This is a genomic window from Corynebacterium yudongzhengii (assembly GCF_003065405.1).
GTDB classification, from domain to species: Bacteria; Actinomycetota; Actinomycetes; order Mycobacteriales; family Mycobacteriaceae; genus Corynebacterium; species Corynebacterium yudongzhengii.
Window position 1 is genome coordinate 498,898 of sequence record NZ_CP026947.1, and the last position, 24,267, is coordinate 523,164.

A 24,267-nucleotide genomic window follows, 5' to 3' on the forward strand; every position below is an offset into this window, starting at 1 on the left:
CCGCCCATCAGAAACGCCCGTGTGCAGTGCAAACGAGGGTGAATAAAATTAGACCAAGCGGTTCATCGAAGGAGCTAGCCGGAAAGCAGGGTGGTTAAACGCTGGTCGCGCACGCGGCGAAGTCCGAACCAGGCGGCAGCGGCGATGAGCACCGAGAGGAGCGCCACGGCCGCCGTCGAACGCAGCGACTGTTCGGCGTTGACGATTCCCGCAGGAGCCCCGATGAAGAGGCCCGAAAGCACTAAGAGAATGAAGCCGCGAACCACCCCGCCGCCCCAGGCGCAGGCGAGCCACAGCCCAGCTGTCGCGGCGACCCCGAGCGCCTGCGCGAGCGCGAGTAACGGAGGAATCTGGAAGAAGAGCAATCCGATAAAAGAACCCACAGCGGCACAGGCTATGGCGTAGACGCTGGTGCGCCGAAACATCCGACTCGTGAGTCCGGGGACGCCGATGGTCATCACGATGGGCCCGCGCTCCGAGATGAACGAGAAATACAGCGGGAACAGGCTCAAAATCGTCACCGTGCCGACAGTCGTGTTCTGGGGCAGGCCCAGTCCCACGAGGACAGTGACCGCGCCGAAGAGACCGGGCAAAAGGGTGATGGTCACGAGATGCGAGCGGTAGAAGATGTGCGGCCAGCGTAACGAAAGGTCGTCGACAAGCACGCGCACGAGACCGAACGCCATAGCAAGCCCCGCGATGATCAGGATGACCAGCGTTTTATCGGGGAGTGTGCCCATGATTAAGCGATACACCACGAGTCCGGCGGCGGGCATCAGCTCCAGGAAGCGAAATCCTAGGGCGGCGCCGACTATACGGGGCAGGGTGCCGATGGGGATGATCGGCACGCGCAGGGCCGGACTCAGGGAGACGGCGGCGGGCGTCGACACCAAGAGGACACCGGCCCATATGGCCAGTGAAGTACCTGCCTGGCCGAGCGCCGCGGGGGCTCCCATGACTGACAGTGGGGTGATCAGGAAGAACGCGCGCAGCAGAGAGAACAGAATGCCCTGGTGTTTCTGCTCGAGGAAATGACTGTGGCGGACGAGGTTGACTTCCTTAAGGAACAACATGGAGGTGCTCTTCTGAAATCTCGTAGGTCGTATCGACGTCCAACAGTTGCGCTATTTCGCGGTGCGAGACCACGATCACCGCTGCTCCGGCCGCACGCTGCTGCTCAATGATTCGGGCCATGGCAGATTGGCCTTCGTTATCTACCTCGTCGAAGGGCTCATCGAGCACGAGAAGCTCGCGCTGGATCGCGCACGCCGAGGTGAAGAGGGCCTTGCGCAGATTTCCACTGGAGAGCTGGTCGAGCATCGTGGTGGGCAGCGCTCGGCCGCCGATAGCATCCCAGATTTCCTGGATCTCGGAGCGCTCGCGTCGATAACCGACCGCCAGAGCGTCCAACCACTGCGGCAACGTCAGCGACGGCAGCCGAGGCACCATCGATGGCATGTAGCCAAACATCGCTTGGTGCTCCGTGGTCGCGGGAGCCGGGAGCTCAGGCCCGCGGGCGCCGCCAAGGAGAGGCAGGTAGCCCAGAATGGTGTGCAACAGCGTCGTCTTGCCGACGCCATTCTTGCCGACCAACCGAATCAGGCAACCAGGCTCCACCGACAGGGTGACAGAGCGGATCAGGGGTGTATCAGCGCGTCCAACATCAGCGTTGTCGAGCAAGATCACTTCAGCAGCGCCTCGATTCGGGTGAATTCGTCCTCGAAGAACCGCTCAAATTTTGGGAAAGCGTATGCCACCTTATAGGTGGGCATCATAGTGACGTGAGCTTGAGAGCCATTCCGGTTGATGGCTATTTTCACGGGGGCGGTGTAATTAGTCGTGATATAGACGCCGATCATGCGCGCCATGAACTCGCTACCGACCTTCACTACCGCGTGGTCGGTGTTCATAGACTTTTCGCGGTAGCCGGAGACAGATTTCAGCTTGCGGGCGATGTCGGCGGCGGTACAGTCACGGCCGCAGTCAATGGTGATTGTCCGTTCCATGCTAAAAGATCCTATAATTCCAAAAGGAGTTTGATGATGTGTGGTGTAGGTAACGACGAACGATGACAAAAACCGGAAAGTGTCCGGCGTGGGCGAAAAGATACGCAGCTTCGCCCACGCCGGAACTACCGGCCCCCTAGGCTCGAAGACCAGCTAGTCACCGGAGACCTTGTCCCATGCCCAGCCCACGGCTCCGGAGACTGTCCCCCTTGCCTACGTCACCGAGGAACCCATACTGGGAGATCTGGCCGTCGGCAATCTCCGCGTTGGCTTCCAGATCAGTGTCGAGCCCGGTGTCCTGCTCGGTAGGCTCCGAAGTGTAGTCGGTCGATTCGTTGGAAAACTCAGAGTTGAGACCGGTCTCAACGGTAGGGGTGCTTCACGCTTAGGTGTTTTTAGCTACCGCTCTCGGTAACTGAAACACCGGTGAGTGAGGCGAGATCTGGTTCGTTACCGCAAGAGCCCTTCGAGCCGGTCGTACTCACGCACGAGCATGCGCTCATATTTGGGAAGCGAAATCATGAGGTTCATCGAGCTCTCCATGTAGACGTGCGCCTGGGCCCTTCCTTCTCGATAGTTACCCGCACCGGAGTGGTGTAGTTGGTGGAAGAGGCGCCAAAGAACCGTGCTTTCAGCTTGTTGCCTACCGTGACCACTGCGCGTTGATCGTCGATGGACTTTTCGCGGTATCCGGATACGGATTCCAGCTGACGGGCGATGTCCGCGGCGCTCGTCTGGGGTGTGCAGTCGATCGTGAGGGAGCGGGTGCAATCGACGGTGTCGGGGTTAGCCGTGTCCGGCATAAAGAAAGTCTCCTCGAAACAAATAGGGCTAAGAATCGTCGGCGACGATTATGAAGCGCCAACTCCCGCGACCCTATCCAAAGACTTCTGCCACGAAAAGCTTTTTCGCTGTATAGGGTACTTTCGTACCCTATTAATATGATTCGGTTGACTGGCGATGCCCAAACGAGATATGCCCCTACAACGCCTATACAACGCGAAGAGGCAGAGACCAGCGATCCACGCTGATCTCTGCCTCGCGCTGAAAAGGAGCGTTGAGCTCCTGGCAGTTTTCCCTTACTTCTTCAGGGAGTCGATGAGCTCGTTGAACTCGGCGACCGGGCGCATGATCGCCGTGGTCTTCTCATCGTTCGGCAGGTAGTAGCCGCCCAGGTCGACCGGCTTGCCCTGCTCGTCGATCATGGCCTGGTTGATCTCGTCGACCTTGGCGCTGAGCTTCTCGGCCACGTCCGAGAAGGTGGCGGCCAGCTCGGAGTCCTCGGACTGCGCGGCCAGGGCCTCGGCCCAGTAGGTCGCCAGGTAGAGGTGGGAGCCGCGGTTGTCGATCTCGCCCGCCTTACGCGACGGGGACTTGCCCTCGTTGAGGAGCTTCTCGGTGGCGGTGTCCAGGGCGTCGGCAAGCACGCCGGCACGAGCGTTGTTGTTCGCGTTGTGCTCGTGGCGGAAGGACTCGGCCAAGGCCAAAAACTCACCCAGGGAGTCCCAGCGCAGGTGGTTTTCTTCCTGCACCTGCTGGACGTGCTTCGGGGCGGAGCCGCCGGCACCGGTCTCGAACAGGCCGCCGCCGTTGATCAGGGGGACGACAGAGAGCATCTTCGCCGAGGTGCCCAGCTCGAGGATCGGGAACAGGTCGGTGTTGTAGTCACGCAGCACGTTGCCGGTCACGGAGATGGTGTCCTCGCCGCGGCGGATGCGCTCGACGGAGACCTTGGTGGCCTCGACGGGGGACAGGATCTCCAGATCCAGGCCCTCGGTGTCGTGGTCCTTGAGGTAGAGGTTGACCAGCTCGATGAGGTTGGCGTCGTGGGCGCGCTCCTCATCCAGCCAGAAGATGGCCTTCATGCCGGACAGGCGGGCGCGGTTGACGGCGAGCTTGACCCAGTCGCGGATCGGCTCGTCCTTGGTCTGGCAGGCGCGCCAGATGTCGCCGGCCTCGACGTCGTGCTCGATGAGCACCTCACCGGCGGAGTTGGTCACCTGGACGGTGCCGTTGGCCGGGATCTTGAAGGTCTTGTTGTGGGAGCCGTACTCCTCGGCCTTCTGGGCCATGAGGCCGACGTTCGGGACGGTGCCCATGGTGGTCGGGTCGAAGGCGCCGTTTTCCTTGCAGTCCTCGATCACGGCCTGGTAGACGCCGGCGTAGGAGGAGTCCGGGATGACGGCCAGGGTGTCCTGGGTCTCGTCGTTCTTGTTCCACATCTGGCCGGAGGTGCGGATCATGGCCGGCATGGAGGCGTCGATGATGACGTCCGAGGGCACGTGCAGGCCGGTGATGCCCTTGTGGGAGTTGACCATGGCCAGATCCGGGCCCTCCTCGAGGACCTTGTCGAACAGCTGGCGGATCTCCTCGCCGTTGTCGAGCTCGTCCAGGCTGTCGATGATGTGGCCGAGGCCGTTTTCGCCGTCCAGGCCGGCGGCGGAGAGCTCGTCGCCGTAGGTGCGGTAGACCTCTTCGAAGTAGGCGCGCACGACGTGGCCGAAGATGATCGGGTCGGAGACCTTCATCATGGTGGCCTTAAGGTGCGCGGAGAACAGGATGCCCTTTTCCTTCGCCACCTTGACCTGCTCGCGCAGGAACTCGTCGAGAGCCGCGGCGGACATGAAGGTGCCGTCGACAACCTCACCCTTCTGCACGGCGAGGTCGTCCTTGAGTACCTCCTCGGTGCCGTCCGGCTTGACCAGCTTGATGGTCAGGGTGTCGGCGTCCGGCATGATGACGGACTTCTCGTTGTGGCGGAAATCACCAGAATCCATGGTGGCCACCTGGGACTTCGAGTCCGCGGACCACTCGCCCATGGAGTGCGGGTACTTCTTCACGAAGTTCTTCACGGCCTGCGGCGCGCGGCGATCGGAGTTGCCCTCACGCAGCACCGGGTTGACCGCGGAGCCCTTGACGGCGTCGTACTTCTCCTGGGCCTCTTCGTACTCCGGCAGGTCATAGCCGGCGGCCTGCAGCTCCTTGATGGCGTTGCGCAGCTGCACCAAAGAGGCGGAGATGTTCGGCAGCTTGATGATGTTGGCTTCCGGGGTCTTCGCCAGATCACCCAGCTCAGCGAGGTGATCACCGATCTTCTGCTCCTCGGTCAGGCGCTCCGGGAACTGGGCGATAATACGGCCGGCGAGGGAGATGTCGCGCGTTTCGACGTCGATATCCGCCGTGGACGCGAAGGCCTCGACGATCGGCTTGAACGAGTAGGTCGCCAGCAGCGGCGCCTCGTCAGTGCGGGTCCAGATAATCGTGGACATGTGACTCCTTGAAGATACACATCGGTTTTCTTGGAAGACTTCACCCCTAATGTACAGACGCCAAGACCTTCAGGCGGGAACTTCCCCGGGATTCGGGTACGGTGCCCATCCGTGCCTACTTCCGAACCACGCCCGCGCGGTCTGCGCCTGCCGCACCGCCCGCCGCTGCCGCGGCAAACCGAGATCTCGAACCTGCGCCGCTGGATCGTCATGATCGCCCTAGCCATGGGCGGGTTCGCCATCGGTACCACGGAGTTCGTCTCCATGGGGCTTTTGCCGCTGATCGCCGAGGACTTCTCGATCACCGAAGACGAAGCCGGCTGGATCATCTCCGCCTACGCGCTCGGGGTCGTCGTGGGAGCACCCACCATCACCGCCACCACCGGCCGCGTGCCGCGCCGGCGCCTGCTCATCCTGCTCATGGCGGCCTTCGCCATCGGCCACGTGATCGCGATGTTCGCCGCCAGCCCCGGGCTGCTCATCGCCTCCCGTTTCATCGCCGGGCTGCCCCACGGCGCCTACTTCTCCGTCGCGGGACTGGCGGCGACGTCCATGTCGCCGCCGGGCAAGAGGGGACAGGCCGTCGCGTTCATCGGCTTAGGCCTGGCCACAGCCACGGTCGCCGGTGTCCCGGCCGCCCAGTCGCTCGGCCAGGCTTTCGGCTGGTCGGCCGCCTATCTGTTGGTGGCGCTCATAAGCTTGGCGACGATGGCCTCCCTGTTCATCCTCATGCCGCACATGACCCGCATGCCGCCGACGAGCGTGCGCACCGAGCTGGGCGCGCTCACCCGCAGCCAGGTGTGGCTGACCCTGGCTCTCGGGTCGGTGGGCTTCGGCGGCATGTTCGCCGTCTACACCTACATCACCTGGACGATGACTGAACGCGCCGGCCTTCCGCCCGAGTGGATCCCGGTGGTGCTCATGGTCTACGGCATCGGCAACGTCTTCGGCAATATCCTCGGCGGGCGCCTAGCCGATCGAAACCTCGACGCTGGTATCCTGTTCTCGCTGGTGATGATCGTCATCGTGCTGATCGCCTTCTTCTTCACCAGCACCCATCCGGTGGTGGGCACCGTGAACTTCGGGCTCATCGGCCTCTTCGGCTCCTCGCTGGTGCCCAGCCTGCAAGTCCGCCTCATGGATGTCGCCGGCGATGCCCAGACCCTGGCGGCCTCGCTCAACCACTCCGCGCTCAACCTCGCCAACGCCTCGGGCGCCGCGGTGGGTGGGGCGGTCATTGCCGCCGGCCTCGGCTATGCCGCCCCGGCCCTGGCGGGCGCGGCGCTGGCCTTGGCGGCGATCGTCGTTTGGGTTCCTACGGCATGGCTGAGGCGGCGTTAGATAGTCTGAATTTCATGATTATCGCCAGCGTCAACGTCAACGGCATCCGCGCCGCCACGAAGGTCCGCAACGACGACAACCCGGGCATGCTCGCCTGGCTCAACGAGACGGCCGCCGACGTCGTCCTCATGCAGGAGGTCCGCGCCACCGTCGAACAGGCCGAAACCGCCCTGGAGCCGGCGCTGAACAACGGCTGGAACCTCACCGTCGCCCCGGCGGCCGCGAAGGGACGCGCGGGCGTGGGCATCTTAAGCCGCAGCCCCCTAAGCGACGTGCAGGTCGGCTTCGGCAGCTTTGACGACGCCGGACGCTACCTCGAAGGCACCGTCGAGGGATTGCGCGTGGCCTCGCTGTATCTGCCCTCGGGCTCCACCGGCAGCGCCAAGCAGGACGAGAAGTACTACTTCCTCGATGAGTTCACCGACGTCCTCGCCGATAAAGCCACCACCTTCGATGCCATGGTCATCGGCGGCGACTGGAACATCTGCCACCGCGAACAGGACCTGAAAAACTCCCGGCCCAACCGCAAGAAGTCCGGCCACCTCGACGATGAGCGCGCCTGGATGGACTCCATCTTCGGCGCCTTCCCCGACGACGAACCGCAAGATAAGCCCGGCCGCGGTGACTACCTCGGCGTCGTCGATTACCCGCACCGCGAAGTGCGCGAGGCCACCGAGGATCCGCAGTGGTTTGACATCGCTCGGCGCCTGCAGCCCGACGATGCGCCCTATACCTGGTGGACCTACCGGGGCCAGGCGTTCAACAACAACGCCGGGTGGCGCATCGACTACCAGGCGGGTACGAAGAAGATGCTCGACGCCGCGCGTCGCAGCTGGGTCGAAAAGGCCTCGAGCGTGGAGACCCGCTGGTCGGATCACTCCCCGCTGCTCGTCGACTACGACATCTAACTAGGGAAGACAACGGAAGAAAGGCAGTAGAGCCAGGCATGGAGACGTCGATGCTGCTGACGATCACGTTCATCGTCGGCATCACCGCCGAAGCGATCACCGCCGCGCTGTCGGCGGGGCGGATGCGCATGGACTGGTTCGGGGTGATCGCCCTGGGCTCTATTACGGCGCTCGGCGGCGGGACGGTCCGCGACATTTTGCTCAACAACCACCCGCTGACCTGGGTGGGAGAGCCGCGGTATCTCATCATCACGATCGTCGCGGCGCTGGTGACAGCCCAGCTGTCGTTCCTCGCCGCGCACTTTCGCCGCGTCTTCCTCACCGCCGACGCCGTGGGCCTGGCGGCGTTTTCGGTCATCGGCACGCAGATCGCGTTCGATCTCGGCCACGGCGTCGTCATCGCCGCGGTCGCCGCGACCGTGACCGGCGTGTTCGGCGGCGTGCTGCGCGATATCCTCTCCGACCGCGTGCCCCTCGTGTTCTCCCAGGAGATCTACGCGGCTGTCTCCATCCTCACGGCGGTCCTCTACTGGGGTCTCGACGCCGCCGGGGTCCCCGTCAACTGGATCATCGTGATCACCCTGGCGTTTGCGTTCTCTTCGCGCATGATCGCGATCAAATCGCACAAGAACTTCCCGCAGTACAACTACCAGGGTCGCGAGACCCCGGTCGATCCCCGGCTGCGGCTGTCGGCGCAGCTCATCGGCAAGGGCGTGCGCAAGGCGAAGCGCAAGGCCAAGGAGGGTGCGGAGCACCTGCGCCCGCGCCACCGGAGGAAGAGCCGCGATCACACCCACGACAGTGACGAGACGCCTCCGGATTCTCAGTGAACTGCTAGGATGTCTCTGATCGTTTCAACCGTAGTCTCGTGAGAAAAGGTGTCTCGCCCATGCGCTCGCTTATCTACATCATCCTTGGCGCCATCATCGTCGCTCTTGGTATCTGGTGGATGATCCCCGCCGGCTTCACCGTTCAGGGCATCTTGGCCGCCATCGTCGTCGCCGTCGGCGGCACCCTGGTTACCACCGGCCTGGGTGGCTTTGCGGATTCGGCCAACCCGACGAGCAAGAAGGTCTAAGCAGTAGACTTCTGCACTATGAGTGAAAAGCAGCGTGTCCTATCCGGTATCCAGCCCACCGCGGATTCCTATCACCTCGGCAACTACCTGGGTGCCGTCAAGCAGTGGATTGATCTGCAGAACGACTACGAGGCGTTCTACTTCATCCCGGACATGCACTCCATCACGGTCGACCAGGACCCAGAGGAGCTGCGCCACCGCACCATCGCGGGCGTAGCCCAGCTCATCGCCCTCGGTATTGATACCGAGAAATCTACCCTGTTCGTCCAGTCCCACGTCCCGCAGCACGCGGAGCTGACCTGGGTGCTCAACTGCCTCACTGGCTTCGGCGAGGCCGGCCGCATGACCCAGTTCAAGGACAAATCCGCCAAGCAGGGCCAGGACCGCACCTCGGTCGGCCTGTTCACCTACCCGGTGCTCATGGCCGCCGACATCCTCCTGTACCGCCCGCAGCTCGTGCCGGTGGGGGAGGACCAGCGCCAGCACCTGGAGCTCACCCGCACCCTCGCCGAGCGTTTCAACGCCCGCTACGGCGAGACCTTCGTCGTGCCCGAGTCCTTCATCCCGGAGGGCGCGAACAAGATCTACGACCTGCAGGATCCCACCTCGAAGATGAGCAAGTCGGGCCAGAACCCGAAGGGGATTGTCAACCTGCTGGATTCGCCGAAGACCTCTGCGAAGCGCATCCGCAGCGCGGTGACGGACAATGACAACGAGATCCGCTTCGACCGCGAGAACAAGCCCGGCGTGTCCAACCTGTTGGTTATCCAGTCGGCGCTGACGGGGAAGTCCATCGACGATCTCGTCGCCGGCTACGAGGGCCAGGGCTACGGCGCGCTTAAAGTGGACACCGCCGAGGCTCTAGAGGCGTTTACCACCCCGCTGAAGAAGCGTTACGACGAACTCATGGCCGATCGCGCCCAGCTCGAGGACATCCTCGCCCGCGGTGCCCAGCGCGCCCGGGAGCTCGCCGAGCCGCTGGTCCAGGACGTCTACGACAAGATCGGTTTCCTCGCCCCGCGACGCTGAGCTGGCAGCCAGCGTGCTTTATGCTTAGCTTGGATATATCTGTCATCCGCCTGCCCCGGTGATGCCCGCCGGGGCTCGCGGTGTCTCAGACCGTCAGTGCATCCGTATGCGGAAGGACCCGAGTCACCCCATGGCGACGAGAACGAACCCTGATACCCGTTACACCGACGTCTACGGCATCGAGCGCCTGCGTGACGATGATCCCGGGGCCGTCGACAAGGTCCGCGAAAAGGCCCCGCTGGTCGATCACCTCATGCGGATGCAGGATCGCTTCGCCTCCCAGGGCGGCAACCAGTACTCCGCCGGCATCACGTACTTCTCGGTGATGGCGATCTTCCCGCTGACGATGCTCACCTTCGCCATCCTGGCGTTCGTGCTCGCCGCCCGCCCGGACCTGCTCAGCGAGATCCAGAGCCAGATCGCCAACAGCCTGCCCGACGAGGTGGGCACGGTGGTCAACGACATCATCGAGCAGGCCATCGCGTCTCGCGGCGCCGTTGCCGGCGTCGGTGGCCTGACCGCCCTGTGGTCGGGCCTGGGCTGGATGACCAACCTGCGCGCCGGCGTCTCCTCGATGTGGCTGATCGACCCGACGCAGGGCGGCAACTTCGTGGTGAAGAAGCTCAAGGACTTGGTCGCCCTGCTCGGCCTGCTGCTGGCCTTTTTCATCGCGTTCACCGTCACCGCGATCGGTTCCTCCGGAATCACCCGCGACGTGCTCGAACGCCTCGGCATCGACGGCTTCCCCGGCATGACCTGGGTGATCTTCGGCGTCGGCCTGGCCATCGGCGTGCTGGCCAACTTCCTGGTGTTCTCCTGGATGCTCATGGCGCTGCCGCGCACCGAGGTCCCGCGCCGCTCCGGCCTCCAGGCAGCCCTGATCGGCGCCATCATCTTCGAGGTGATCAAGCAGTTCTCGACCCTCATCTTCGGCGCCCTGCTCGGCAATCCGGCCGGCGCGATCTTCGGCCCGATCATCGGTCTGATGCTGATCTTCTATTTGATCTGGCGCATCGTCATGTACCTCTCCGCCTGGGCCGCCACCACGCGCGAGTCCCTGGATGCCACCCCGACCCCGGCGCCCGACCAGGCCGTGATCAAGGTCCGCAACGAGGTCAGCGAGGGTCCGGGCGCCGGCGTGCTGCTCGGCGTCGGCGCGGCCCTCGGCGCGGCCGGCGCAGGCGTGGCCGCCCTGCTCAGCCGCCGCAACAACTAGCGACGCCGCGTCGCAAAGACCGCCGCGGCCACCAGCCCCACCAGCACCACGACGACCGCCACGATGCCCACCCCGACATAAGGGGTCGCCGCCTCGTCGCTGGTAGGGGTGCTCTGCGCGGCGGTGTCGTCGGCACGCGGCGTCGGGGTGGGCGCCGCCTCGGTCTCTTGCTTGGCGACGGGCTCCAACCGCCCAATACCCGCCCCCGCCGGCACCTCATAGGCCTCGTGCAGCAGCGCCTGCGCCTGCTGCCACGGGCGGGCCTTCGCGATGGTGGTATCGAGGATCACGGCCATCAGCCGGCGGCCGTCGCGGTCCAGGGCGCCGACGAAGGTGTGGTTGGCGTCGTCGGTAAACCCAGTCTTGCCGCCGATGCCGTCGGGATCGAACATGAACAGGTGGTTGTCGTTCCACACCTCGTAGCCCTCGTGCTCGTCGTAGCCGGGGAAGTCGATGTATTCCGTGTTGACGACGCGCGCGAAAACCTCGTTTTTAAACGCCTCCTCGTAGATGAGCGCGAGGTCGTGGGCGGAAGACGACATGCCCGGGGCATCGAGGCCGGAATACGTCGCCGCGCGGGTATCGGTGGTGCCGATCTTTCGGGCACGTTCGTTGATGAGCTCCAAGGTGCGCTCGTCGCCGCCGAGCTCCTGGGCGAGCTGGTGGGCGGCGTCGTTGCCGCTGGCCAGCAGCAGACCGTGCAGCAGCTCGTTGACGGTGTACTCGCCGCCGGCGCCAAGACCTACGGCCGAGCCGTCTTGTGCGGCAGACTCCTCAGAGGCGATGACCTTCTGCTCCGGATCCAGCCTGTCGATCACCTCCAAAGCCAGCAGCACCTTAATCACCGACGCCGGCCGGTAACGCCCGTGCGGGTCCTTCTGCGCGATGATCTCCCCGGTATCTAAGTCGGTGATCATCCACGCGCTGGCCAGCACGTCCTCGGGCACCTCGAAGCCCTCCGGGGCGCTCACACCGCAGTGGCCATCGGCGGCCACGGGCAGCGGCTCCGGGGCCTGCTTCCCGGGGGCGAGCGCCTCCGAGGTGGTCGTCGGCTCCGGCGGGGTGAGCGAGTTCGGGCAGTGATCGGTATTCGGCGCCGACTCGCGGGTGGTGGGCTCGGCCTCGGTCGGCTGATCGACGCCGGGGGTTTCGGCCTCCTGGGCGGCAGCGATACCGAAAGACGCGGGCGTAATGAGGGCGCAGCTCAGACTCACGGCGAGCGCACGGCGGGCGAGACGGGCATTCATAACCACGACATCGTATACCCGGGACTACCATTGCCGGCATGTACAACGCGCCGAATATCAGTCCCAATAACAAGCAGGTCGATCCCGCCCAGGTCGCCGAGTTGCCGAAGGTCGTGCTCAACACCAGCGTCAACATCGCCGGCGCCCGCGGCGAGGGCGACGTCGAGGCGGCCGTGCGCGAGGTGGTCGCCGCCCTCGCCAACGATCACGTCGCTTATGCCGAAATCCGCCTCAACCCCGCCGAGGCGGAGGCGGTGGATAACGCCCAGGTGCTCGCCGCCGCCGCGCGGGGCGTGCGCGCGCAGGAGTATATCGACGCCCGGCTGCTCATCATCGCCGATACAGAAGGGGTGGGCGATGCGGTGGTGGCGTATCGTCGGCACGCGGACGACCCTCGCGCCGTGGTCGGCGTGGCGCTGACCGAGGCGGCCGACCTGAAAGCGCACGCCGAGGTCCTCGGCCGGCTGCGCGCCGCATATATCCCGGTGACCATCGATGCGGGGGCGCGCGGGGACGTCGAGGCGATCGCCACCGCCGTGGCCGCCGGGGCGCAGCGACTCGGGCTGGCCGGGCGGGTGTTTGAGGATTTCTCCGTCGACACCAGCGGCATCACCGCCGGAGAGACCTCCGCCTGGGTGCGCGACCGCGGCATCTGCCTCGAGCTCGCGCCGACGAAGGAGGTCGCCCTCGGCGTCGTCGAGGAGTTCGCCGACCACCCGCTGACCCTGCTGCAGCAGATGGGCTTCACCGTCACCGTCAACCCGGCCGACGCGGAGCCCACCGTCACCGACGAGCTCATGCGCCTGGTGGAGACCTTCGACTACGGCTACGACGAGCTCTTCGATCTCACCCGCACCGCCCTCGAGCACGCGTTCGTGGACACCCCGCGCCGCCACGAGATCATGGCGCAGACGATCCTGCCCGCCTACGAGGAACTCACCGGCGCCTACAACGAGGACGCCGCCTTCGCCGAGGCCCACCACGACCACGAGGAGCAGGAATAATGCCCCGCAAGATCATCCTCGACTGCGACCCCGGCCACGACGACGCGGTGGCGATGCTGCTCGCCGCCGGCAACCCGGAGATCGAGCTGGTAGGCATTACGACGATCGGCGGCAACCAGACCTTAGAGAAAGTCACGTTCAACGCCCGCCAGGTCGCGACGATCGCCGGCATCACCGCCCCCATCCACGCCGGGTGCACCCGCCCGCTGCTCCGCCCCATGCGCACCGCCGCCGACATCCACGGCGATAGCGGCATGGAGATCCACGGCTACGACCTGCCCACCCCGGATGTGACGGTGGAAAGCGCCCACGCCGTCGACTTCCTCATCGATACGATCATGCGCCACGCGCCGGGCGAGATCACCCTCGTGCCCACGGGCCCGCTCACCAACATCGCCTTAGCCGTGCGCAAGGAGCCGCGCATCGTCGAGCGCGTGCGCGAGGTGGTGCTCATGGGCGGCGGCTACCATACGGGCAACTTCTCGGCGGTCGCCGAGTTCAACATCAGCATCGACCCCGAGGCCGCCCACATCGTGTTCCACGAGCCCTGGCCGGTGACGATGGTCGGGCTCGATCTCACCCACCAGGCGCTGGCGACGAAAGAGATCGAAGCGGAACTAACTGCCCTCGGCGGGCCGGTGGCACAGTTCGTCGTGGCGCTGTTCGGCGCGTTCCGGGAGAACTACCGCAACGCCCAGGGCTTCGATAACCCGCCGGTGCACGATCCCTGCACCATCGCCTACCTCATCGACCCGGAGGTGGTCAGCGTGCGCAAGGCGCCGCTCGAGGTGGAGCTGCGCGGCGAGCACACCGCCGGCATGACCGTGGCGGACTTCCGCGCCCCGGCGCCGGCCGAGTGCCACACGCAGGTCGCGGTGGATCTCGACTGGCGGAAGTTCTGGGATCTCGTCCTCGACGCGGTGAAGGCGCTCAGCTAGAACTTGGAGAAGCGCTTGATGAGGATATCCTCCAGCTCCCGCCAGCTCTGCGCCTTATCGTCATAGGGCTTCGAGGGCACATAGCCGGAGGAATCCGTCGCGCCGAGCATGTACGACAAGTAGTCCTGGAAACGCGGGTTGGCCAGGAGGAAAGAGTTCAACGAGTCGTCGCCGGCCCAGTCGGCGGCGTCGGCCATGACCTCGTAGGCGCGGTTCATCTGCTGCGTATCGACGGCGTCCGGCCCCTTGAGGATGTCGTCGGCGATGCCCTGGAAGGAGTAGACGTTGTCGTCGTGGACCGTGACCTCGAGCTCGCCGCCGGTTGCCGCCGTGGAGATCTCCTCCCAGGTGGACATGCGGGCCAGATCGTGTTCGTCGTGCTCCATGATCCAGCGCAGCATTTGCTTGGCGGTGGGGAAGGCGAAGATCTCGCCGAAGCGGCCCAAAAACACCGGGTTGCCGTCGAGATACGTGCGTAAGGTGTAGACGGCCTTGCCCTGGATGATCACCTTCACCGGGTCGATGCCGGCGGTCGCCCACAGCGAGTTGTCATAAGGGTCGGCCTGCTCGGCTTCGGCGCGGCGGCGTTCCTCGGCCTCCTTGCGGGCGGCCTCGGCCTCGGCGGAGGCGTTGGAAATGCGCCCGGCGGCATCGGCTATGCGCTCGTCGCTGAAGTCGGTCTCGACGATACGCACTGCCTCGTCGAGGGACTCGCACACCTTCTCCCAATTATCGACGACCGCGCGCCCCACCGCTGTCCACTCCTTTGGGCCTTCCGGCCCCGAGTAGTGCTCGGCGCCGCGGTGGACGTTGCGCAGCACAGAGTGCGAGGAGAAGAAGATGCTCGCGTCCTCGGCCGCGCCGACGTTAGCCAGCGCGGCGGCGATCTCAAAGACCCCGGAGGTGGTGGAGACGTTCTCATATGACGCCCGCCCGGCGAGCGCCTCCGGCACGCCGACGATGTCGTAGTAATCCTTCTTGCCCGGCACGACGCGGTGAGCCGGGCGCTGGTTGAAGCTCTTCCACTCCGGGTGGCTGGTGAGATCGTGGCGCTCGTTCGTCTCGATGTACAACAGCAGCTCCTCGACCGAGTGGAAGGCGAGGATGTGCTCGCTATCGCCCAAGAAGGCCTGCCAGTCAGTGCCGTGTTCCGTCCAGGTCGGGGCCCAGAGGGTGTAGACATCACCGGAGTACAGCGACAGCTTAACGGGGACGATCGCGCGGGTGCTCATGAGCGAAAAGTGTACTAGCTACTGCGCGGTGGGTCGGTAGAAGCCCTGGAATGCCATGCCCATGTTGTTCGTGCGCACAGGGTTGGTCTGCACCGGGTCGCCGGCTTCCACCATCTGCCCGTCGCCGATGTACATGGCCACGTGCCCGTCCCACACCGCGAGGTCGCCGGGCTGAAGCTCCTCCGCGCTGACTTGGGTGCCGACGGCCTGCTGGTCCGCGGTCCGCGGGATCTCGACGCCGGCCTGCCGGTAGGCCCACTGGGTCAGCCCGGAGCAGTCGAAGCCGTTTTCGCCGGTACCGCCCCAGACATAGGGCCGGCCGAGCTGCGTCAACGCGGCATCGACGGCGCGCTGCCCGGCCGCGGCATCGCCGGCGTCCTCCGGGTTATCGACGACACGTTCTTCCACATGCGCCGCCGGCTCGACGCGGACCGGCTCTGGGGGTTCTTCCGCCGCCATCTGCGGGGTGGTGCGCAGCTCGGGGTCGTCCCCGGCGGCTAAGGAGTCCAGATCCGCGATGATCGGGCGCAGATCTCCTTCCAGCTGGCCGAGGTGGGCGAGGGCCTCCTGGGCGGTGTTGGTGGCCAGGCGCATCAGCTCCGCACGCGCCGATAGCGCTGCTGCCGGATCCGGCATCAGCGCGGCCGCCGCCAGCGGCAAGGCTCGCTGGAGGAAACTCATGCCGAGTGCCACCAGGTCCTGCTGGGCGGAGCGCACCGGGGCGGCGGCCGAGGAGACGAGGCGGGTGAGATCGGCGCGCTGGAGGCCGTGGTGGCGGAGGGTGTCGTCGATAAGCGAAGTCTCACCGTTCATCGCCTCCGCCAGCGGGTGAAGCGCCGCCAGATCCGGCAGTGCGGGCACCTCGAACGCGGGCAGCGACGGCGGGCGCAGGGCATCGAGGTGTTTGAGGGTGGAGACGATCTCGTTCATGCTTGCGCCTCCCAGCCGCGCGCGAGGCGCTCGTCGGAATGCTCGACGGCGCTGACGAAGGTTTCACCGTCGACGCCGAGGGCATCGAGGTGGGCGGAGATGATCGCCGAGCGCCGGTGGAGCGCCGCGGCGGCGGCCGCGGTGGCGCGGGCGAGCTCGCTGATGCCTCCCGGGCCTAAGGGGAGTGGGGGTGGGGTGAAGGAACTCAAGCTGGTGGCGTGCGCGGCGGCACGTAGCTCGTGGGCGAGTTGGCGGGTACGGGCGGGATCGATGTCGAGATGTGGCATATCCCTTAAGACCGCGCAGCGTCGAATTCGGTTCCCGCAGTACTTGATCGCCTAGCATGAGGTCCATGGACATCACCGTGGTCGATCACCCGCTTGCCGCCTCCCGCCTGACGATCCTGCGCGACGAGAGGACCAACAACTCCGGCTTCCGCTCCGCGCTCAACGATCTCGGCGCGATGCTCATCTACGAGGCCGCCCGGGACCTGCCCGTGGACCGTTTCCCGGTGGTCACGCCCGTCGCCAAGACGGAGGGCACGCGGCTTAAGAAACCGCCGATCATCGTGCCGGTGATCCGCGCCGGGCTCGGCATGGTGGATCCGGCACTGTCGATGATCCCGGACGCCCAGGTCGGGTTCATCGGGCTCGCGCGCAACGAAGAGACGCACGAGCCGGTGCCTTATCTCGAGGCGCTTCCCGACGACCTCACCGACCAGCCCGTCTTCCTCGTCGACCCGATGCTGGCCACCGGCGGCTCGCTGTTGCACGCGATCCGCCTGCTCGCCGCGCACGGCGCGCGGGATATCACGGCGGTGTGCGTGGTCTCGGCCCAGCCGGGTGTCGACGCGCTCGCGGACGCCGAGGTCCCCGTCCGCCTCGTCACCGCCACCATCGACCCCGCACTCAACGAGGCCGCCTACATCGTGCCCGGTCTCGGCGATGCCGGCGACCGCCTGTACGGGCCCCGCAACATTGACCTTTAAGGTATTCTCGTCCCCGAGAACAAGGGGGGAATCGGCTGATGAAGCACTGGCCGCACTGGTCGAGCTACGCGCATGCGCTGGGGCGTCGGCTGCGTCAGGTGCGGCTGGCCCGGGGTCTAAGCCAGGCGCGGCTCGCCGAGCTGGCCGGCTTGTCGCGCAACCAGGTCTCGAACCTCGAGCGCAACGAGAACAACCGCCACGGCTCGATCGACCCGGTGATCTCCACCATCTACCGGCTGGCGGTGGTGCTCGATATCCCGCCGAGCAAGCTGCTGCCCGCCTCGGGGGAGAAAGTCGGCCAGTTCTGCCCGCCGGGCTCTAATGAAGGCCCTGCTCTGCGGCCTTTTTCGGAGGCGTTCATCACGCTCGCCGAGCCGGGCGAGGCCCCGGAATACGCCGCGCCGGCCGGCGAGGATTAGTGAACCGCTTGGTCTAGTATTACACTCTCTGCGATAAGCACTTCTGCCCGCAGACAGTGAAAGGACGGCCGCGAACATGTCGATTGCCTCGCTTGTCGACGACTGGCTCACCACCCACCGCGACGAGGTCATCGGCTGGCGTCGCCACCTGCACGCCCACCCCGAGCTGTCCAACCAGGAGCGCCAGACCACGGAGTTTCTCGCCACCGTGCTGCGCGCCCACGGCCTGGAGCCGGTGCTCTTTCCCACCACCGGCCTCATGGTCGACATCGGCCCTGATACCGACCAACGCATCGCCTTCCGCGCCGACATCGACGCCCTGCCGATCACCGAGGTCACCGGCCTCGAATGCTCCTCGCTCAACCCGGGGGTCGCACACGCCTGCGGCCACGACGTGCACACCACGATCGTCCTCGCGCTAGCCTGCGCGCTGGCCGATGCCGATCTCCCGCACGGCGTGCGCATGCTCTTCCAGCCGGCCGAAGAGATCGTCGACGGCGGCGCCGAAGACGTCATCGCCTGGGGCGGTCTTGAAGGGGTGAGCTCGATCTTCGCCGTCCACGTCGAGCCGAAGCTGCGCGTGGGGCGCATCGGCGTGCGCACCGGCGCGATCACCTCCGCCACCGACATCATCGAACTCGAAGTCCACGGCCCGGGCGGGCACTCCTCGCGCCCGCATCTATCTGCCGACGTCATCTACGCCCTCGGCGCCCTAGCCACCCAGCTGCCGGCGTTGCTCTCGCGCCGGGTTGATCCGCGCAGCGGCACCGTGTTGGTGTTCGGCCAGGTCGACGCCGGCTATGCCCCCAACGCCATCCCGGAGACCGGGCGGATCACCGGCACCCTACGCACCGCCGATCACACCACCTGGCGCACGTTCGAGCCGCTGCTGCGCGAGCTCATCGGCCAGGTGCTCGCCCCGACGGGCTGTAGCTACGAACTGACCTACCACCGCGGGGTGCCGCCGGTGCTTAACGACGACGTCGCCACCTCATTGCTCGCCGCCGCGGGACGCTCCGGCGACCCCCAGGCCGTCGTCGAGGCCCCGCAGTCCTCCGGCGGGGAGGACTTTTCCTGGTACTTGGAGCGCGTGCCCGGCGCTATGGCCCGGCTGGGCTGCTGGTCCGGCGAGGGGGATCGCCAGGACCTGCACCAGGGGGACCTGGTGGTAGATGAAAACGCGATCTTCGTCGGCGCCCGGTTGTTCGCCGCCGTCATCGACGAGTACTGCGCGGTACCGGAACAGCGCGCGTAAAGACGAGAACAGGTAGAGTCTCACCCGGAATAAAAATCTTTTGGTGGAGGCTGAGACACAGTGAAGAAGAGAATCGTCATCATTGGTGGAGGCCCCGGCGGATATGAGGCGGCGCTGGTCGGTGCCGCCAACGGTGCGGAGATCACCGTCGTCGAAGACTCCGGTATGGGCGGCGCGTCGGTGCGGCTCGACTGCGTGCCGTCGAAATCCTTCATCGCGGCCGCGAACATCAAGACCGACCTGCGCCGCGCCGACGACATGGGGCTCAACGAAGGCATCGGCGCGACCCATCTGTCGCTGACCGCGCTGAACAAGCGCGTCGCGGAGCTCGCCAGCCGGCAGTCGGAGGACATCTCGAAGCAGATGAAAGACTCCGGGGTGACGGTGATCAAGGGCCGCGGCTCCTTTACGAAGGAGCAGAAGAACAGCCTCATCCACACCGTCACCGTCGAAGAGCCCGACGGCACCACCCGCGACCTGGATGCCGACATCGTGCTGCTCGCCTCCGGCGCCCACCCGCGCGTGCTGCCGGGCGCGCGTCCCGACGGCGAGCGCATCCTCGACTGGCAGCAGATCTACGATCTCACCGAGCTGCCGGAACACCTGGTAGTCGTCGGCTCGGGTGTCACCGGCGCGGAGTTTGTCTCCGCCTTCGCCGAGCTCGGGGTCAAGGTCACGATGGTGGCCTCCCGCGATCGCATCCTGCCGCACGACGACGCGGATGCCGCCGACGTCCTCGAGGAGGTCCTCGCCGAGCGCGGCGTGAACCTGGAGAAGGACGCCCGCGTCGAAAGCGTGGAGAACACGGGCGACGGGGTGATCGTGAAGACCCAGGACGGCCGCGAGATCCGCGGTTCGCACTGTTTGATGTCGATCGGCTCCATCCCGAACACTGAGGCGCTTGGCCTGGACAAGCCCGGGGTGGAGACCACCGCATCCGGCCACATCGAGGTCGACCGCGTCTCGCGCACCAACGTCCCCGGCATCTACGCCGCCGGCGACTGCACCAACTCCATGCCGCTGGCGGCGGTGGCCGCCATGCAGGGGCGCATCGCCATGAACCACGCGCTGGGCGATAGCGTGCAGCCGCTGCGCATGAAGACCGTCGCGCAGGCCGTGTTCACCCGCCCCGAGATCGCCGCGATCGGCGTGACCGAAAAGCAAATTGCCGACGGCGACGTCCAAGCCCGCGCCATCACCCTGCCGCTGGCCTCCAACCCGCGGGCGAAGATGCGTTCGCTGTCCCGCGGTTTCGTGAAGCTCTTCTGCTCGAGCCGCTCGGGCACGATCATCGGCGGCGTCATCGTCGCGCCGATAGCCTCCGAGCTGATCACCACCCTGGCGCTGGCGGTCTCGCGTTCGGTGACCGTCAACGAGCTGGCCGATACCTTCTCGGTCTACCCCTCGCTGTCCGGTTCGATCACCGAGGCGGCGCGCCGGCTGATCCAGCACGACGTGCTCGACTAGTCGCGGGTGAGGTAGCGCTCTTCGGAACCCGTCTCCAAGTCGACGACGACCGTCTTGCCCGCCTCCGGGAACGCCCGCTGCGGGCAGTGCCGGCGCGGGCACGCCGTACACCCCGGCCCGATCGGGGTGGCGGCCTCGGCGGTGAGCTCGAGACCGTCGGAATATACCAGCCGGTGCGCCTGGTCGAGGTCGCAGCCTAGGGCCACCGCGAACTCCTTGCGCGGCTTGCCGAAGCCGCGCGCCGGCGCTGCGACATAGCGAGCCACCCACAGATAGCTCCGCCCGTCCGGCATCGAGGCGACTTGCCGGGTCACCCGCGCCGGGGTCTCGAACGCCCGGTGGATCACCCACAGCGGGCACGTTGCGGAGCTGCGGGAGAAGTGGAACCCCGTCGCCGACTGCCGCTTCGAGATGTTGCCCGCCCGGTCGGTGCGCACGAAGAAGAACGGCACCCCGCGCGCGCCGGGGCGCTGCAGTGAGGAAAGCCGGTGGCTGGTGGATTCGAAGCTGGCGGAGAAGTGGTAGGCGATCTTTTCGACGTCATAACGCGTCTCCTCCGCCCGCTGCAGAAACTCGGTATACGGCAGGGTCACCGCCGCGGCGAAGTACTGCGCCAGCCCTAAACGGGCGATCTCGCGGGATTCCTCCGTGGGCAGTTCGGCGGCGAGTTCGCCTAAGTGCTCGTCGTGGACGATGAGCGCGTACTGCAGGGCCATCTGGAAGCACAGCTGCGTGTGCCGCAGCCCGGTGCGCAGGGTCAGCGCCCGGGTGGCGCGATCGAAGTGCCGGGCCGGGCCGGTGACGTCGCCGCGGAAGTTGACGGTCACCCCGGCGTCGCGCTCCAAGCGGTCGGCGAGCCGGCCGACGCGCAGCTGCATCGAGCCGAGATCGGCCGCGAGCTGCTCGCCGGCGGTGTCGAGCGAGTGGATGTAGTTGCGGGTCTCGTAGAAGTAATCGCGCACCAGGGCGTAGGCGCCCGGGTCCTGATTCGGGGTGTGTAGCTGGTCGGTGAGTTCCTCGGCGATATGCGGGTAGCGCGCGGCGAGGTCGCTGAGCTGCTCGGCCGGGACGCGGGGGAGCGCCTCGTGCAGGGCGGCGACGGTGCGGGCGTCGGCGTCTTCGGAGAAGAACGTGGGATCGACGTCGAAGCTGCGCGCCAGGTTCATCAGCACGGTCACGGTCAGCGGGCGTTGGTCGTTTTCGAGTTGGTTGAGGTAGCTCGTCGAGATATCTAGCCGACGCGCCATCTCCGTCTGCGTCAGTTCCGCGCCCCGCCGAAGTGTGCGAATCCGTCCCCCCGCGAAGAGTTTCGCCATGGTCTCAACATCTCCTGATTCCGTACTGAACTGCAGTTTCCACAGTTTTCACAAATTTACCAGTGTGACGCCACATAATTTAACACCTTTTGCAGTGACCTGCGGCACATTTTCGTGATTAGGCTGGCCGGCAGACAACGCGCGTCGCCAAGCACGAAGAAGGAGCCGCACCACAGTGATCGACCACACCGTCCGCACCCACCGCTCGGCCGAGGACTTCCCTTACGAAGAACACCTCGCCTACAAGATCGCCCGCGTCGCCGCCGACCCCGTCGCCGTACCCGCCGAGACGACCGAGATGATCATCAACCGCATCATCGACAACGCCTCCGTCGCCGCCGCCTCGCTGACGCGGCGCCCGGTGACGGTGGCCCGTCGACAAGCGCAAGCCCACCCCGTGGAAGGCAAGGGCGCGACCGTATTCGGCACCCACGGCCTCTTCTCCGCCGAATGGGCGGCCTGGGCCAACGGCACCGCCGTGCGCGAGCTCGACTTCCACGACACCTTCCTCGCCGAGGAGTACTCGCACCCCGGCGACAACATCCCCGCCATCCTCGCCGCCGCCCAGACCAGCGGCGCCACCGGCGCCGACCTCGTGCGCGGCATCGCCACCGGCTACGAAATCCAGGTCGACCTCGTACGCGGCATGAGCCTGCACAAGCACAAGATCGACCACGTCGCCCACCTCGGGCCCTCGGCCGCCGCGGGTATCGGCACGCTGCTGCACCTCGACGTGGACACCATCTACCAGGCCATTGGCCAGGCGCTGCACACCACCACCGCCACCCGCCAGTCGCGCAAGGGCGCGATCTCCTCCTGGAAGGCTTTCGCCCCCGCGTTCGCCGGCAAGATGGCCATCGAAGCCATCGACCGCACCATGCGCGGCGAAGGCGCCCCGGCGCCGATCTGGGAGGGCGAGGACGGCGTGATCGCCTGGCTTCTCGACGGCCCCGACGCCTCCTACACCATCCCCCTGCCGGCCGAAGGCGAGCCGAAGCACGCCATCCTGGACACCTTCACCAAGGAGCACTCCGCCGAATACCAGGCCCAGGCCATCATCGACTTAGCCCGCCGCATGCGCGAGCAGATCGACGACTTCTCGCAGATCGACTCCATCGTCTTGCACACCTCGCACCACACCCACTACGTCATCGGCACCGGCGCGAACGACCCGCAGAAGATGGACCCCCACGCCTCGCGCGAGACGCTCGATCACTCGATCATGTATATCTTCGCCGTCGCCCTCGAAGACGGCACCTGGCACCACGAGCGCTCCTATGCCCCGGAGCGCGCCAACCGCCCGGAGACCGTCGAGCTGTGGCACAAGATCTCCACCGTCGAGGACCCGGCGTGGACGAAGCGCTACCTGTCCACCGACCCGGACGAGAAGGCCTTCGGCGGCCGCGCCGTGATCACGCTCAAGGACGGCACCGAGATCGTCGACGAGATCGCGCTCGCCGACGCCCACCCCGGCGGCGCCCGCCCGTTCGCGCGCGAGCAGTACATCGCGAAGTTCCGCGAGCTCGCCGAAGGCATCATCGATGACGCCGAACAGGACCGCTTCTTGGAGGCGGCGCAGAACGTCGAGAACCTCACCAACCTGACGGAGCTCAACTTCACCGTCAGCGAGGACGTACTCCACCGTGCACCCGAAACCCCGGAGGGACTGCTGTAAATGGCCGGACTGTTCAATTCCACGAAAACCCCCGCGGAGATCCGCCGCGAATTCCGCCAGGCGCTGAACTCCGGGACGATCCAGAAGCTGCCGGGCGCGTTCAACCCGCTGACCGCGAAGCTCATCGAAGACATCGGCTCGTTCGAGGGCGTCTACATCTCCGGCGCCGTGGTGGCCAACGAGCTTGGCCTGCCGGATATCGGCTTGACGACGCTCACCGAGGTCACGAATCGCTCTCGCCAGATCACTCGCGCGACCAGCCTCCCGGTGCTGGTCGACGCCGACACCGGATTCGGCGAACCCATGAGCGCGGCGCGCACCGTCAGCGAATTCGAAGACGCGGGCTTGGCCGGCTGCCACTTCGAAGACCAGGTCAACCCGAAGCGCTGCGGGCACCTCGACGGCAAGGAGGTCGTGCCGACCGAACTGATGGTCCGGCGCATCACCGCCGCCGCCAACGAGCGCCGCGATGAGAACTTCATCATCTGTGCCCGCACCGATGCCGCCGGCGTCGAGTCGCTGGACTCGGCGATCGAGCGCGCCAAGGCCTATGCCGACGCCGGCGCCGACCTCATCTTCACCGAGGCGCTGTACTCGCCGGCGGACTTCGAGAAGTTCCGCGCAGCAGTGGACACGCCGCTTCTGGCGAACATGACCGAGTTCGGCAAGACCGAGCTCATGAGCGCCAGCCAGCTGCAGGACCTCGGCTACAACGCCGTGATCTACCCGGTGACCACGCTGCGCATCGCCATGGGCGCCGTGGAAGAGGCGCTGCGCGACATCGGCGAGACCGGCACCCAGACCGGGTGGCTGGATCGCATGCAGCACCGCTCGCGGCTCTACGAACTGGTCCGCTACGCCGACTACAACGCCTTCGACCAGGACGTGTTCACCTACTCCGCGGACACCTACCAACCCACCTTCGACACCGACAAGTAAAGGACGGAAC

General features: G+C 66.0%; 23 protein-coding genes. 14 read left to right on the forward strand and 9 right to left on the reverse strand.

Annotated features, from left to right (window positions below; translation table 11 throughout):
- Nucleotides 1-74 precede the first annotated feature (74 nt).
- The 4 genes from C3B44_RS02375 to C3B44_RS02395 form a co-directional block, all read right to left on the reverse strand.
- Complete coding sequence (locus tag C3B44_RS02375) at nt 75-1,073, reverse strand: hypothetical protein (protein ID WP_108430958.1); 999 nt, start codon at nt 1,071-1,073, stop codon at nt 75-77.
- Nucleotides 1,060-1,686, reverse strand: coding sequence for an ABC transporter ATP-binding protein (locus tag C3B44_RS02380; RefSeq protein ID WP_158268644.1), 627 nt, complete (start codon nt 1,684-1,686; stop codon nt 1,060-1,062). Before C3B44_RS02380 ends, C3B44_RS02375 begins: the two co-directional genes overlap by 14 nt.
- Nucleotides 1,683-2,006, reverse strand: a complete 324-nt coding sequence (locus C3B44_RS02385) for a hypothetical protein (RefSeq protein WP_108430960.1) — start codon at nt 2,004-2,006, stop codon at nt 1,683-1,685. The genes C3B44_RS02380 and C3B44_RS02385 overlap by 4 nt, the downstream gene beginning before the upstream one ends.
- Before the next feature lie 1,079 nt (nt 2,007-3,085).
- The gene (locus C3B44_RS02395) at nt 3,086-5,275 is read right to left on the reverse strand and encodes an NADP-dependent isocitrate dehydrogenase (RefSeq protein ID WP_108430962.1); all 2,190 of its coding nucleotides are present in this window, start codon (nt 5,273-5,275) and stop codon (nt 3,086-3,088) included.
- Nucleotides 5,276-5,386: 111 nt separating this feature from the next.
- Here C3B44_RS02395 and C3B44_RS02400 point away from each other — a divergent pair, with 111 nt between their 5' ends.
- From C3B44_RS02400 to C3B44_RS02425, 6 genes are all read left to right on the forward strand, one after another.
- Complete coding sequence (locus C3B44_RS02400) at nt 5,387-6,616, forward strand: MFS transporter (protein ID WP_235840429.1); 1,230 nt, start codon at nt 5,387-5,389, stop codon at nt 6,614-6,616.
- Between the two features lie 14 nt (nt 6,617-6,630).
- Nucleotides 6,631-7,524 carry an exodeoxyribonuclease III gene (locus C3B44_RS02405; protein WP_108430963.1) on the forward strand — a complete coding sequence of 298 codons (894 nt, stop codon included), beginning with the start codon at nt 6,631-6,633 and terminating at the stop codon, nt 7,522-7,524.
- A gap of 38 nt (nt 7,525-7,562) precedes the next feature.
- The gene (locus C3B44_RS02410) at nt 7,563-8,354 is read left to right on the forward strand and encodes a trimeric intracellular cation channel family protein (RefSeq protein ID WP_108430964.1); all 792 of its coding nucleotides are present in this window, start codon (nt 7,563-7,565) and stop codon (nt 8,352-8,354) included.
- A 59-nt stretch (nt 8,355-8,413) separates the two neighbouring features.
- Nucleotides 8,414-8,602 (forward strand): hypothetical protein, encoded by a 189-nt coding sequence (locus tag C3B44_RS02415; RefSeq protein WP_108430965.1) that lies wholly within the window; start codon nt 8,414-8,416, stop codon nt 8,600-8,602.
- Nucleotides 8,603-8,620: 18 nt separating this feature from the next.
- The gene (gene trpS, locus C3B44_RS02420; protein WP_108430966.1) at nt 8,621-9,631 is read left to right on the forward strand and encodes a tryptophan--tRNA ligase; all 1,011 of its coding nucleotides are present in this window, start codon (nt 8,621-8,623) and stop codon (nt 9,629-9,631) included.
- A gap of 130 nt (nt 9,632-9,761) precedes the next feature.
- Nucleotides 9,762-10,847, forward strand: a complete 1,086-nt coding sequence (locus tag C3B44_RS02425) for a YhjD/YihY/BrkB family envelope integrity protein (RefSeq protein ID WP_108430967.1) — start codon at nt 9,762-9,764, stop codon at nt 10,845-10,847.
- Here C3B44_RS02425 and C3B44_RS02430 read toward each other — a convergent pair.
- A complete protein-coding gene (locus C3B44_RS02430; RefSeq protein ID WP_108430968.1) occupies nt 10,844-12,094 on the reverse strand; it encodes a D-alanyl-D-alanine carboxypeptidase family protein in 1,251 nt (416 codons plus the stop codon). The genes C3B44_RS02425 and C3B44_RS02430 overlap by 4 nt on opposite strands.
- A 38-nt stretch (nt 12,095-12,132) precedes the next feature.
- On the opposite strand from C3B44_RS02430, the gene C3B44_RS02435 reads away from it, so the two are divergent.
- Nucleotides 12,133-13,098, forward strand: a complete 966-nt coding sequence (locus C3B44_RS02435; protein WP_235840430.1) for an amidohydrolase family protein — start codon at nt 12,133-12,135, stop codon at nt 13,096-13,098.
- Nucleotides 13,098-14,036 (forward strand): uridine-preferring nucleoside hydrolase UriH, encoded by a 939-nt coding sequence (uriH, locus tag C3B44_RS02440; RefSeq protein ID WP_108430970.1) that lies wholly within the window; start codon nt 13,098-13,100, stop codon nt 14,034-14,036. The genes C3B44_RS02435 and uriH overlap by 1 nt, the downstream gene beginning before the upstream one ends.
- Here uriH and C3B44_RS02445 read toward each other — a convergent pair.
- The 3 genes from C3B44_RS02445 to C3B44_RS02455 are packed head-to-tail and all read right to left on the reverse strand — an operon-like array spanning nt 14,033 to nt 16,485.
- A complete protein-coding gene (locus C3B44_RS02445) occupies nt 14,033-15,268 on the reverse strand; it encodes a hypothetical protein (RefSeq protein ID WP_108430971.1) in 1,236 nt (411 codons plus the stop codon). The genes uriH and C3B44_RS02445 overlap by 4 nt on opposite strands.
- A gap of 18 nt (nt 15,269-15,286) precedes the next feature.
- On the reverse strand, nt 15,287-16,198 hold the full coding sequence (locus tag C3B44_RS02450; RefSeq protein ID WP_108430972.1) for a C40 family peptidase: 912 nt from the start codon (nt 16,196-16,198) through the stop codon (nt 15,287-15,289).
- The gene (locus C3B44_RS02455; RefSeq protein WP_108430973.1) at nt 16,195-16,485 is read right to left on the reverse strand and encodes a hypothetical protein; all 291 of its coding nucleotides are present in this window, start codon (nt 16,483-16,485) and stop codon (nt 16,195-16,197) included. Before C3B44_RS02455 ends, C3B44_RS02450 begins: the two co-directional genes overlap by 4 nt.
- 65 nt (nt 16,486-16,550) lie before the next feature.
- On the opposite strand from C3B44_RS02455, the gene upp reads away from it, so the two are divergent.
- From upp to C3B44_RS02475, 4 genes are all read left to right on the forward strand, one after another.
- Nucleotides 16,551-17,186, forward strand: a complete 636-nt coding sequence (gene upp / locus C3B44_RS02460; protein WP_108430974.1) for a uracil phosphoribosyltransferase — start codon at nt 16,551-16,553, stop codon at nt 17,184-17,186.
- Nucleotides 17,187-17,224: 38 nt separating this feature from the next.
- On the forward strand, nt 17,225-17,605 hold the full coding sequence (locus C3B44_RS02465; protein WP_108430975.1) for a helix-turn-helix domain-containing protein: 381 nt from the start codon (nt 17,225-17,227) through the stop codon (nt 17,603-17,605).
- Nucleotides 17,606-17,681: 76 nt separating this feature from the next.
- Nucleotides 17,682-18,860, forward strand: coding sequence for an amidohydrolase (locus C3B44_RS02470; RefSeq protein WP_108430976.1), 1,179 nt, complete (start codon nt 17,682-17,684; stop codon nt 18,858-18,860).
- A 60-nt stretch (nt 18,861-18,920) separates the two neighbouring features.
- The gene (locus C3B44_RS02475) at nt 18,921-20,327 is read left to right on the forward strand and encodes an NAD(P)H-quinone dehydrogenase (protein WP_108430977.1); all 1,407 of its coding nucleotides are present in this window, start codon (nt 18,921-18,923) and stop codon (nt 20,325-20,327) included.
- Here the strand turns inward: C3B44_RS02475 and C3B44_RS02480 are convergent.
- Nucleotides 20,324-21,643 (reverse strand): short-chain fatty acyl-CoA regulator family protein, encoded by a 1,320-nt coding sequence (locus C3B44_RS02480; RefSeq protein ID WP_108430978.1) that lies wholly within the window; start codon nt 21,641-21,643, stop codon nt 20,324-20,326. The two genes, C3B44_RS02475 and C3B44_RS02480, sit on opposite strands and share 4 nt — an antisense overlap.
- A gap of 175 nt (nt 21,644-21,818) precedes the next feature.
- Between C3B44_RS02480 and prpD the strand changes: the two genes are divergently transcribed.
- Both prpD and prpB read left to right on the forward strand, forming a co-directional pair.
- On the forward strand, nt 21,819-23,318 hold the full coding sequence (prpD, locus tag C3B44_RS02485) for a 2-methylcitrate dehydratase PrpD (protein ID WP_108430979.1): 1,500 nt from the start codon (nt 21,819-21,821) through the stop codon (nt 23,316-23,318).
- Nucleotides 23,319-24,257, forward strand: a complete 939-nt coding sequence (prpB, locus tag C3B44_RS02490) for a methylisocitrate lyase (protein ID WP_108430980.1) — start codon at nt 23,319-23,321, stop codon at nt 24,255-24,257.
- Nucleotides 24,258-24,267: the final 10 nt, after the last annotated feature.